The organism is Thalassotalea atypica, assembly GCF_030295975.1.
GTDB lineage: Bacteria > Pseudomonadota > Gammaproteobacteria > Enterobacterales > Alteromonadaceae > Thalassotalea_F > Thalassotalea_F atypica.
The window spans coordinates 1,898,207-1,910,340 of record NZ_AP027364.1 but is presented as its reverse complement, the minus strand read 5'-3'; the positions used below and the strand labels follow the sequence as shown (position 1 = coordinate 1,910,340).

At 39.4% G+C, this 12,134-nt stretch carries 12 protein-coding genes; 5 read left to right on the top strand and 7 right to left on the bottom strand.

What is annotated here, in order from left to right; genetic code table 11:
* Positions 1 to 96 precede the first annotated feature (96 nt).
* A complete protein-coding gene (ppsR, locus tag QUE03_RS08885) occupies positions 97 to 906 on the top strand; it encodes a posphoenolpyruvate synthetase regulatory kinase/phosphorylase PpsR (protein WP_286267799.1) in 810 nt (269 codons plus the stop codon).
* A 124-nt stretch (positions 907 to 1,030) separates the two neighbouring features.
* Positions 1,031 to 2,086: a 3-deoxy-7-phosphoheptulonate synthase gene (locus QUE03_RS08880; protein WP_286267218.1), complete on the top strand. Its 1,056-nt coding sequence runs from the start codon at positions 1,031 to 1,033 to the stop codon at positions 2,084 to 2,086.
* Between the two features lie 39 nt (positions 2,087 to 2,125).
* On the opposite strand, the gene QUE03_RS08875 is transcribed toward QUE03_RS08880, so the two are convergent.
* The 4 genes from QUE03_RS08875 to QUE03_RS08860 form a co-directional block, all read right to left on the bottom strand.
* Complete coding sequence (locus QUE03_RS08875) at positions 2,126 to 2,629, bottom strand: low molecular weight protein-tyrosine-phosphatase (protein WP_286267216.1); 504 nt, start codon at positions 2,627 to 2,629, stop codon at positions 2,126 to 2,128.
* A gap of 226 nt (positions 2,630 to 2,855) precedes the next feature.
* A complete protein-coding gene (locus QUE03_RS08870; RefSeq protein WP_286267214.1) occupies positions 2,856 to 4,031 on the bottom strand; it encodes a CaiB/BaiF CoA transferase family protein in 1,176 nt (391 codons plus the stop codon).
* A gap of 231 nt (positions 4,032 to 4,262) precedes the next feature.
* Positions 4,263 to 6,329 carry a trypsin-like serine protease gene (locus QUE03_RS08865; RefSeq protein WP_286267212.1) on the bottom strand — a complete coding sequence of 689 codons (2,067 nt, stop codon included), beginning with the start codon at positions 6,327 to 6,329 and terminating at the stop codon, positions 4,263 to 4,265.
* 125 nt (positions 6,330 to 6,454) lie between these two features.
* Positions 6,455 to 6,652: a hypothetical protein gene (locus tag QUE03_RS08860; RefSeq protein ID WP_286267210.1), complete on the bottom strand. Its 198-nt coding sequence runs from the start codon at positions 6,650 to 6,652 to the stop codon at positions 6,455 to 6,457.
* A gap of 149 nt (positions 6,653 to 6,801) precedes the next feature.
* Between QUE03_RS08860 and QUE03_RS08855 the strand changes: the two genes are divergently transcribed.
* Together QUE03_RS08855 and QUE03_RS08850 are read left to right on the top strand one after the other, a co-directional pair.
* On the top strand, positions 6,802 to 7,227 hold the full coding sequence (locus QUE03_RS08855) for a SulA-like leucine-rich domain-containing protein (RefSeq protein ID WP_286267208.1): 426 nt from the start codon (positions 6,802 to 6,804) through the stop codon (positions 7,225 to 7,227).
* A 52-nt stretch (positions 7,228 to 7,279) separates the two neighbouring features.
* A complete protein-coding gene (locus QUE03_RS08850; RefSeq protein WP_286267206.1) occupies positions 7,280 to 7,744 on the top strand; it encodes a YchJ family protein in 465 nt (154 codons plus the stop codon).
* A 48-nt stretch (positions 7,745 to 7,792) separates the two neighbouring features.
* Here the strand turns inward: QUE03_RS08850 and QUE03_RS08845 are convergent, their stop codons facing one another.
* The 3 genes from QUE03_RS08845 to QUE03_RS08835 all read right to left on the bottom strand — a co-directional run bounded on the left by QUE03_RS08845 (position 7,793) and on the right by QUE03_RS08835 (position 10,474).
* Positions 7,793 to 8,305 carry a VC2046/SO_2500 family protein gene (locus tag QUE03_RS08845; protein ID WP_286267204.1) on the bottom strand — a complete coding sequence of 171 codons (513 nt, stop codon included), beginning with the start codon at positions 8,303 to 8,305 and terminating at the stop codon, positions 7,793 to 7,795.
* A 67-nt stretch (positions 8,306 to 8,372) separates the two neighbouring features.
* On the bottom strand, positions 8,373 to 9,665 hold the full coding sequence (locus QUE03_RS08840) for an ATP-binding protein (RefSeq protein WP_286267202.1): 1,293 nt from the start codon (positions 9,663 to 9,665) through the stop codon (positions 8,373 to 8,375).
* Positions 9,666 to 9,757: 92 nt separating this feature from the next.
* Positions 9,758 to 10,474: a winged helix-turn-helix domain-containing protein gene (locus tag QUE03_RS08835; RefSeq protein WP_286267200.1), complete on the bottom strand. Its 717-nt coding sequence runs from the start codon at positions 10,472 to 10,474 to the stop codon at positions 9,758 to 9,760.
* 293 nt (positions 10,475 to 10,767) lie between these two features.
* On the opposite strand from QUE03_RS08835, the gene QUE03_RS08830 reads away from it, so the two are divergent.
* Entirely contained in the window at positions 10,768 to 11,976 is a 1,209-nt protein-coding gene (locus tag QUE03_RS08830; RefSeq protein ID WP_286267198.1) for an MFS transporter, read from the top strand.
* Positions 11,977 to 12,134: the final 158 nt, after the last annotated feature.

The window sequence follows — 12,134 nt, the reverse complement described above, 5'->3', positions numbered from 1 at the left end:
CTTACGTATAAACCTTTATTTACAAGCGCGCTCATTCTACACTGCCCCCTAAATATTCCAAAATACTATTTAAAAGTTTTCACAAGTGAGATCATGATGCGCGCAGCTTTTTACATTTCCGATGGTACGGCCATTACTTCTGAGGTATTTGGTCACGCCTTACTGTCTTTGTTTCCAATGGAATTTGAACACCACACCATTTCATTTGTAGAAACGCTAGAAAAAGCACAGGAAGCCAAAGAACGAATAAACAGAACCTCACGACAAACCGGTGAACCGCCGCTAGTTTTTCATACTTTTGTTAACCCCGAGATCAGAGAAATTATTGATAGTTGTGATGGCATTATTTATAACTTTCTTGAGCATTTTGTCTCACCGCTGGAACAACAGCTCGGAATTGATGCAAAACCTAAAGCTCACCGCACACATAGCATCCATGAAAATTCATACGATCACAGAATTGATGCAGTCAACTATGCGCTTGCCAATGATGACGGCTCTAATATCACAAACTATGAAGGCGCTGATGTCATTTTAGTTGGAGTGTCCCGTTCAGGTAAAACGCCCTCATCACTCTATTTGGCGCTACAGTACGGTGTTAAAGCTGCAAATTACCCATTTACTGATGATGATATGGATGACTTGAAACTGCCGGATTTTCTCAAGCCATATAAAAAGAAAATTTTTGGTTTAACTATCGATGCCGATCGTTTAATGGATATTCGAGATAATCGCATGGCGAACAGCAAATATGCGTCCGCAAGGCAGTGCCGAATGGAATTAAGAGAAGTAGAAAAACTGTATAAGAAAGAAAAAATCCCTTTTATCAACACCACTAAGTTCTCAGTTGAAGAAATAACCGCCAAAATCCTCTCGGAAACAGGCCTACAACGCTATAAATACTAGTAATTTTAGTTTTATATCAATTTATACTAATTAACCCTGTAAAATCGGTTCACTTACGGGGTTAATTTAGCTATCTTAGCGCGCAGTATTATATAAAAAGCATAGACGCTTTAAAGACTGTTAAATGACTATAAAAACCGATGAAATTCGCACGACGCTAATTGAGAATTTAGCATCGCCTGCCGAACTTGCACAGCAGATCCCATTAGACCCTAAAACTGCACAATTTATCTTAGATAGCAGAACTGCTGTAGAAAACATTATAGAAGGCAAAGACGATCGCCTAGTAGTTGTTATTGGACCTTGCTCAATTCATGATCCTGTAGCCGCGGTAGACTATGCAAAGCAACTTAAAACACTCCATGATAAATACCAAGATGACCTGCTAATTGTAATGCGCGTTTATTTTGAAAAGCCGCGCACCACAGTTGGTTGGAAAGGATTGATTAGTGATCCCGATCTAGACAAATCATTCCATGTTGCCAAAGGACTCACCTTAGCTAGAAATTTACTTGTCGACATAAATAAACTTGGTTTAGCTGCAGGTACTGAATTTTTAGATATGGTAACGGGCCAATATATCTCAGATTTAATCAGTTGGGGGGCCATTGGCGCACGCACCACTGAAAGCCAAGTACACAGAGAATTAGCGTCAGCGTTGTCTTGCCCCGTAGGCTTTAAGAACGGTACCGATGGCAACGTAAAAATTGCTGTTGATGCAATAAAAGCTTCGAGCGTACCTCATGTACTTTACTCACCAGACAAAAATGGTCAAATGTGTATCTACCAAACTCATGGTAATCCTTTTGCCCATGTAATATTACGTGGTGGAAAGCAACCGAATTATTCATCACAAGACATTAGCAACACCGTAAAAACATTGACTCAATCAGGCATAGATAAACCCATCATGGTCGATTGCAGTCACGGTAATAGCTTTAAGGATCATAATAAGCAGATGGATGTTGCCTCTGAACTTGCTAATCAAATAACAGAAGGTAGCTGTAATATTTTTGGCGTGATGATAGAAAGCTTTTTAGTGGCTGGGAATCAAAAAGTTGAAGCAAATAAACCGTTAATTTATGGCCAGAGTATCACCGATGCGTGTGTTGATTTAACAACCAGCAAAGAAATGCTTGAAAGATTAGCTCAATCAGTGCGCAATAGACGAAATAGTTAGTGACGTAAAAAGCGGCTTTGCCGCTTTTTTTTAAACGCTTTAAGAGTTCACCGTTCGTGATTCTACTAGTTTACCCACTAGGCTATCACTGGCTGCTTCAATTAATTCAACCACGTACCTAAATCCACCAGCACCGCCGTAATAAGGGTCAGGGACTTCTCTTTCTTCTATGCCTTCAATAAAATCAAGAAATAACATAATCTTATGGTGGTATTCAGGCCTAGCAACTTTCTTTAAATTACGAACATTGTCTTCATCCATTGCAAGTATGAGATCAAATTGGCTAAAGTCTTTTTCGATAACCTTTCTCGCCTTGATCCCATCAAAAGAATAGCCCTTATCATTACCCACTTTTATCGCTCTATGATCTGGTTTTTCACGAGCATGCGCTCCAAGCGTGCCTGCAGAATCTAATGACAGGTTTAAATTCGCTTGCTTGGCTTTGTGTCTAAAAATAGCTTCGGCTGTGGGAGAGCGGCAAATGTTACCCATACAGACAAAAAGAATGCTTTTTATTTCTTTATAATTCAGTGAGTTTTTCATGATTTAGGCGACTCCATACGCTGAGATTTTATTATTCCAACTCAATGAAAACAGCAACAACTTACAATTCTGTGTTGGGAAATTCTATCACTTTCTTATCGATAGGCTACATTTATTTAACAAGAATAAAAAGACCATGAACCTACTAATAATAACGCGCCAAAATAACGACTCTCTCAGAAAACACCCAAATACCCCCTCCAACGAAGCGAACAGCATGCCTTGATCATTTTAACTTTGACAGGATATCAGCTGTATGTTGCCCTAACGTAGGTGGTGCGTTTTTATATTCAATAGGCGTCTCGGAAAATTTCACCGGATTTGCCACTTGCGGTATTGCACCAATTTCTGGGTGATCAAGATCAAACGACATTTGGCGATGTTTGACTTGTTCATTATCGAATACATTATCTATGTTATTTATTGGGCCGCAAGGCACATGAACGGCTGCAAGCGCTTTTAACCAATAAGCTACATTTTGTTGTATAAAATATGATTCAAGTATTGGCAATAACTCATTTCGGTTTTTAACGCGCAAGCTATTTGTCAGATATCGTTCATTTAACCCAATTTCTGGACAACCTAATACTTGGCAGCATTTTTTGAACTGTCCATCATTGCCTACCGCTAAAAGAATATAACCATCTTTCACTTTAACCGATTGATAGGGAACAATATTAGGGTGCGCACTGCCCAATCTATTGGGAATATCACCTGAAACTAGATAGTTGCTAGCTTGATTTGCCAGCCAGGCCACCTGCGTATCAAGCAAAGCTAAATCAATATGCTGACCACTACCGGTTTGGTTTTTATAATGTAGCGCTGCTAATATCGCGCTAACTGCATACATCCCCGTCATTAAATCTGCCACAGCAACGCCTACTTTTTGAGGGCCACCACCTGGTAGTTCATCTTTTTCACCAGTAATACTCATCAAGCCACCCATTGCTTGAATCATGGCGTCATAGCCCGCTTGTTTAGCATAAGGGCCCGTTTGGCCAAAGCCCGTAATCGAGCAATAAATGATATCGGGCTTAGTTGCTTTTACACTGAGATAATCTAGGCCATATTTCTCAAGCCCCCCGACTTTGTAATTCTCAACTAAAATATCAGCGTCTTGAACTAGCTGTTTAATCGATTGCTGACCATCGCGCGTTGTGATGTCTAATGTGATCGATTTTTTGCCTCTATTGGTGGCAATAAAATACGCTGATTGTTCCGTATCATTGCCTTTTTTATCTTTGACATAAGGAGGTCCCCAATGCCGGGTATCATCCCCTAATTTGGGCCGTTCGATTTTCCAAACTTCTGCGCCATAATCCGCTAACACTTGTGTCGACCAAGGCCCAGCCAATATGCGACTCAAATCCAACACTTTAATACCTGATAAAGGACCTGCCATTAAACTTCCTCAGTTGTTAATTGATATCTAAGATACCGTTAGAGCAATCTTAAAGATACAACTCAAGGTTATTTATCTATTAGAGCGAGTAAATGTAAATCACAATCTAAAGCACTGGTTAGATATAGTTTCATTGACAACGCGTTAACTATACAAACGTTCTTTTGAAGGCACTAAAAAAGGCTAACAACTTCTTGTTAGCCTTTCAACCTGAGCGCTTTCTAATTTAAATTACATTCTTCGTCTTAATAAACCCAACATTAATAACGATAACCAAGCCATACCTCCACCAGAAGAGCTGCCAGAATTATTGGCTGCTGGCGGTGTGGGCGTGGGTGTAGGAGCGACCGAAGGCACAGTGAACATTACATTTTTAATGTAACCTTTATCATCTAACTCAGTCGCGGCGGGATCTTTGTTATATTCCCAAACCACTTTATTGATGCCTTCAGCTAAGCTGATTGTCTTCGCTTCAAATGCAACATCACCTGAGATAAAATCAACAAGCTCATCATTTACGTATAGGTATAATGCATCATAAGGCTCTGTGGGATCGTCAACATTTTCTTCACTTGATACCGACCATTCAAAGGTTAACTCACCTTCACCATCAATTACTGCCATCGCAAAGCTACTTTGATTATGCGTAATACTTCCGCTAGTAATACCGCCATTGGCGCTATCGGTTACCCACGACAGAGCCCCTCCTGAATACCAAACTACATTTTCATCGCCAGTATTTAACGCGGTTTCAATTTCACTAGAGGTTTCAATAGCAACCGCTTTAGCAATCGCTGAACTGGTTACAATATCTTCTACATCAGCAGCAATATCAATGCTGACATTTTCGCTTAGTGCACTATTAGCAGTTAATGATACTTCTACAGTACACGACTCTGCGGCCGCTAATGTTGCACAGTTTTCACCATCAACTATAAAAGCATCATCGCCCACAACTGAGAACGTTAAATTCGCTGTCATACTTGCATTATTTGTGACTTCAAGTGATGTCGTAAAGGTTTGACCAACAGGCACAACGCCAAAATCAGCGACTTGTTCAATTGCTATGCCCTGATAGATACCTTTTAACCAATCATCAAAGCTTGATGCTCTGGCAAAAACGCCAGGGTAACCATCCGCTGCACAACCTATGCCCCAACTAACGACTCCAACTTGCTGCCAGCCTTCGTTAGTATTCACCACCAAAGGGCCACCACTATCGCCTTGGCATGAGCTTTTGCCGCCACCAGCTACAGTGGCACAAATCATCCGTTCAGTAATACCAACGGTTTCAGGATCAATTCCACCTTGACCGTTAGTAAAGCTATCAACAAAAGTATCTTTACATGCTTTGTTTGTCATTAATGACAGTTCAACCTGATGTAAAATGTCTGGAAAATTCGACGTCGGCCCTTCACCAGGTCCATAACCTGTACGACCACCCCAACCGATAACCGTCACTAAGCTGTTTTCCATTTCAACGAGTTCTGTTGTTTCAGTGCTCGCTAGCGTTACGGCTGGAGAGTCTACCTCTTCGGCTAACTCAATAAGCGCAATATCATAATCGAGTGACACATCGTCATAATTTGGATGCATATATATACGTTTAATTGATGAGGCGTTATTCGCCCCGTCAGACAAGTCAAACTCACCAACATTGACCTTTAATAAAGCAGGATTAGCGTCATCTACACAATGTGAAGCGGTCAAGACCCAGCGTCCACCCAAAAAGCTAGCGCCACAGTTCGAGTCTTGCGCTAATGATTGTGATGCCGACACACTCAAGTTTGCTGTCAAACCAAGTTTTTCTTTCAACACTTGTCCATCAGCTTGACTCACTGAAACAACAGGAATTGCGCCACTAAAGTCGTCACCTAATGTACCGCTTATCGAACCAGCAACATTGTTATAAATAACAACACCTACACCACCACCAGCTTCACAATTTAGCGCTTTCTCGGAAAAGTTTATTTCACCGCGCTCAATAAGACAAACGTTGCCTGTTGCATCAGCACAGCTTTGATCACCAATTCCACAATCAACTAGGCTACCTTGCGCATTACCTGCGGGACTGAAAGTAAAGGGCTCTGTAGCATAGCTTTCATTATCGACTGACAGCGAAGTGCTGACTTCATCAAATGTAAAAACAAGCGCAGACATCCATGGCCAGCTACCTTCTTGTGCCTCTTCACCGCCAACAATTTTTGGTTTAATTGGTGATACTTGGTTATTTGCTGCCGCAACATAGCAGGAAGCGAACACAGCAGCAGGGATCGCTGCTAGCAAAAACAATTTCATTAACATTTCCTTAACATTTGATAGATTGACCAAACATAAACGAATTTCCAAGAAGTTAAAAGATATATTTGATCTAGTAAATGTTGTTCCAAAAAAAATCGCCTTTCGGCGATTTTTACACTTTATCAAATAGAGTCTGATGATCGTCCAAGCTGCATCATATTTTTAAGCAACATCACTTCTTCATTTATATCATTTAGCGCTTTACTGAGCCTCATCATAGATTCATCAGAGCACTCATCTTCAAATAAACTATTTTGAAGTTGATCCAATGAATTTTTAACCTGGCTCACCCTGTTTCCAAAACTGACTTCATGTGACATAAGCATACTTCCCTATTGCCAATTACATTATCCTGAACCCCTAACTATAGTCTAAATAGAATTAATAACCAGTTTGAAATTTGTACTTGCATTATATCAAAACACAAAGTACTGTACATACATACAGCACAATTAAAAAGGCAATAAAAATGAACCGTACAGCAACTACTATAGATAATTCTTTATTTGAACACGTTAATAACGTCGACACACTTGAACCATGGATTGACGTAAAGGAAGTTAAGCAAAGTCAAAAATTGTCAAACGAATACGCTCAGCTATGTCAAAAACACGATAAAAGTAACAAGTGGATTTTGATGGTAGATCCACAAGTGAATTCACTAAGAAAAGTGAGCCATACAAGTGTTGATAAATCCAAACTACTCTTGTTAAATTCTCACAAAGTTAAAGTAGACATTGCAGCGATAGAAAAGGCGCTTTGTTCAGGAAACTGTTCCGCAGTTATTTTATGCGATGCCATGTTTGAGCAAGAGGAAATTTCAAAATTATCTGCCAGTGCACGCAAAGGGAAAACAAAGTGTATTTTGCTTAATCATTCAAATCAATTGCATTAAAGGCCTGACATGCATTACTATTTTGCCAAAATATTGATGAAAGAAATTAATAATGCTTTGTCCTTGCGGCTCTGGTGGCTCGTATACTGATTGCTGTTCTATTTTTCACAATAAAGATAAAAGCGCAGTACAAGCAGAAAAACTTATGCGTTCACGTTATAGCGCGTACGTATTAAAAAACTATGATTATGTCTTGCAAACATACGGCGCAAAGCAACAGCTGAACCTAAGTGTTGAAGAACTGGCGCACTCGGCCCAAGAACAAAAGTGGGTAAAGCTGATCATTCATCATTCAGATGAAAATTCAATACCTGCAACGGTTGAGTTCTCAGCCTATTTTCTAATAGGCAATACACTGCACGAATTTAAGGAACACTCAAGGTTTCAGCAAGAGCAAGGTCAGCTTAAATATATTGATGGTGATATTCTTATCAATGATAAAATTGGGACTATTTCTCGTAATGATGTATGCCCCTGTGGTAGCAACAAAAAATTCAAGAAATGTTGTGCCAATTAGTATCTTTTCGAATCATTATTGTTAATCGTAGAACTATTAAATTTGGTATTATGCTGTTGCAATAATAGATTGAACGCGAGTATTTTTTACCGACTTTAACCATTCATTCGCGTTAAAGGCCTCACGTCTGACTGCTTTTTCGTCATCGGCCTCAAGCTTGTGCTGACAATATAATGAAGTATTCGATTTAATATTAGTTTCTATGAAATGTTTATCGTCTCTAAAGCACAGAGGCTTAGGTGACAGTGCGTCATTAAGTTTCATTACAAATAATTGTTTTTCACTGAGCTGACTGGCCTGGTTAAAATGGCTAATTTGTGCAAAATCAGTTAATGACAATGGTTCTTTATCCGGTAATTCGAATTGTTTTCTTAGCTGCTGTTCAGTGCAGTCTGTTGTTGAGTCCTGTGTTAGAGGAGTTTTGAACTGGCTAAATTCTCGGGCATCTTCCACTAGCATTGCTAACATCAAAGAAAAATCAGCACGCCTTTTACTATGAATACACTTATTAAGTGTTTCACCAAGCTGTAATTCATGAATCAGAAGATTATTTTTGACCAAAGGACTGCCTTACTTAAGTACTACAGTCCTTTATCGGAAGTCCGTGATTTTTCTTTAGAAATTTTATCTAAGTATTTTCTAAATCTTTTGGCCACTTAAGGCCAAATTCTGCTCCACCCAATGAACTATCGCCGACAAAGGCTAAGCCTTCATGCCATTCCATTACACGTTGCACGATCGCAAGCCCTAAACCAAAGCCGCCAGTTTCTTTATTTCGACTGGACTCTGCACGTGAAAATGCATCAAAAGCAATCTCTTTGAATTCTTTCCCAACACCTGGCCCATTATCATGCACAACTAAAGTGGCATATTCATTGTCATACTTCGCCTCAATGAGGACCTTATCACCACCGTATTTAATGGCATTGGTAATATAATTACTGACTGCCCGTTCAATAAAGTGACTATCACAATTAACCTCAAAATCGCCGCTTTGAATCTCCACTTCAATTTGGTCAATAAAATTACTGTGCTGAGCAAGCTGATTATCAATAATGGATTTAACAGAATGACGCGAAATATTTATTGCCGGTTTATCGCTGTCAAATGATGCGTATACCAACATCTCATTAATTAATTCTTCTAGCTCATGAATATCAGACTTTATTTGTTGTAAGTACTTTTCTTGTTTTTCCCTATCATCAATACCCTCTAAGATTTGAATCGCAAATTTTGAGCGTGCAAGTGGTGTCCTTAATTCATGGGAAACAGCGTTGGTTAGTTCTTTATGCGCATCAACTAAACGTTTTATATGACTTGCCATCATATTGAATGCATTGATGGTTGCACCAAGCATGGCTGATTTAGGGGTGCCGGCTCTTGCTTTGAGATCCCCTGTACCAAATGCCGTTGCGGCAGCTTTTAAGCGGTCTAAATCCCGAGTTATAGGCCACAATAAGATCAAGATTAGTAAGGCTATCACACTTAATATTACCGCCCTCATAACTGCTTCTACCCTGGGTCTCGTTGGCATTTTAGTTGGGCCGAGAGCAAGTAGCTTGTTTGAGTCCCCTATTGCATGGAGTAAAATGACCGAATCATCATCATAATGAACAACTGTATTACCGCTTTCAATTTGCTCTCTTTCAGCAAAATGGTTTTCATCAAAGTCGCCTACATCACCTAAAGTTAATGGTAAGTTGTATTTCTTAGCGGCTCCTTCAATTATAGTATCCCACTCATCATATGGGTTTCTCGCAGCATAGTCGGATAACGCATGCAACAGAGTTTTGTAGCCAGTGTAAGAATCAATATCTTGCTTTAAATACCCTCGCCATACTTCATCTAACAACCACCCTGCGATGATAAATATAATTAAAAATGACGAATACAGACCTAAAAATGATCGACCTAGCTTCATAACAAATTTCTTCAAGTGACCTAAAATTGTTTACCGATAAAAAAACGCCTCAACTATATAGTTAAGGCGTTATATTTAATAGGAGTAAATTGTTAACTCCAAGCGTCTGGCACGAACAAGTATCCTTGTCCCCAAATCGTCTTAATTCTAAACGGTGTTTCATTGCTGTCATGTAGCTTTTTACGTAATCGAGAAATACGCACATCGACACTTCTATCCATGCCGTCGTATTCACGACCTACTACCGCTTTATAGATATAATCTCTATTTTGCACTTCACCGGAGCGACTAGCCAATAACCACAATAAATCAAATTCTTGGCTGGTCAATTCAATGTTTTCACCATGCAAGGTTACGTGTCTAGAACCACGGTTAATCGACAACTCACCACAATGTATTTCTGCCTTTTCTTTACTGTCTTGAGGCAGTTCGCCACGGCGCAATAACGCAGATACTCGTGCTAGCAATACGCGTGGTTCAACCGGTTTAATAACGTAATCATCAGCACCGATCTCTAACCCAAGCACTTGATCAAAGTCGGTACCTTTGGCGGTTAACATTAATATAGGTCCACTAAACGTAGGGCGAATATCTCTACAAACAGCAAAGCCATCTTTACCCGGCAGCATCACATCTAGGATGATTAGATCCGGTGAAAATGTTTCTATGCGTTTTGCTACAGTATCTCCACGAAACTCTTGTTTTACGTGAAAACCTTCCGTTGACAAAAAGTCAGTCACTAGATCAGATAACTGTCGATCATCTTCAACTAATAAAATTTTCTTAACTGATGACATATTCTCAGGCATCACATTTCTCCCAGGTAATTGTAGTATTCATTTTAGGCTTGTTAGCGTTGAACTTATCAACCTGTAAAACACTTCGATTGTGTTTAGTGAGTATAGCCGTGTAACGCTAGCCAACAAAGTGTGTTTAACTTGTATCTGGTTAACAAGCTTAAAGAAGTTACAAATGTTTAACAACTGTTACTACAACCTGTTACTGCAATAATACATAATGTTACATCTTATAAATGTAGTTCATTATCACAATTAGTCACATTATTTATATAAAACAATGCGATACCTAAGAAATTAAAAAAATGAGTCCTGACATAATTCAAGCGAAGAAATCATTAACCGCCGCCATGTGTGCCGTATTATTAAGCTGCATCGGTATTTCTTTGCCCTACCCGATACTTGCACCTTACTTTATTCATGAGTACACGCCACTTACGCAATACCTAGGGCTACCACCAAAATTATTGTTGGGTATAGTACTTGCTGTATACCCACTTGGCGTATTATTTGGCAGTGCTATTATCGGTGCGGCTTCAGATATTTGGGGTAGGAAAACAACGCTATTAACAACTTTGTTTTTTAGCGCTCTAGGTTATATAGGCTCTGTTTTTGCTTTTGTTTATGATTCTTTTCCATTACTCATTCTTACACGGTTTATTACGGGTTTTTGTGAGGGTAATATCAGTGTTGCAAAAGCGATTGCTGTCGACTTATCACCAACACTCGATAAGGTTCGTACCTTTAGCTTAATTAATGCGACAGGCTACGCAGGTTGGCTACTTGGGCCACTACTCGGAGGGTTATTACAACCCTTTGGGATCGAGTTTGTTTTTATGATTGCAGTTGTAATTACATTTTGCGCTTTGTTAAGTATTTGGTGGTTATTGCCTACCGAAAGTAAAAAAATAGCAGGAAACAGCAGCATTCTTAGATTAATCAGTAAACAGAACTCATTTTTGCTACTTAATCACAGTGATTTGAAATCAATTTTCTTGATCTACTTGCTAGCCACATTAGGGCTAAACGCCTACTACGAATTTTACCCGTTATTACTGGCAGAGCAATTTCATTTTACCAGCCCACAAATTGGCATGATCACGGCGGTGCTCACCACATTTATGATCATCACCAGCATTTATGGGGTCACTAAGATAAAGCAACATTGGGGGCTGGTTAATGGCTCTATCATCGGTCTTTCGCTATTGACGAGTGCCCTTGTGCTCCATAATTTTATTCCCGGACAATTTATTTGGCCATACTACGCCCTAGTTGGAGTGTGCATTGCCGTATTTAATGGCTTTATTCCTGTATATATCTCAGACAGGTACAGTGAATTAGGGCAAGGCCAGTTAATGGGTCTCGTTACTACCACTTTCTCATTAGCAAATGTCATTATTGCATTAGCTGGCAGCGTCATCGCCATCATTGATACGCGATGGTCAATCAGTTTCGGTGCATTGTTGGCTTTTATAAGTACCTTGTTATTCATTGCTCACACAAAGAAAGAATAAAAGCGTGTAAACCTCTATTTCTCGTTTTGCTGCTTTGTACTTAGTGCTATTATTTGCAACATAAAACTGTGCGAAACATTTATTAGAAATAATTTTCTATTGGTTGATAGCCAACAAATGTTTAATACGATAAAAACTACACCAAATAATCAATGCAT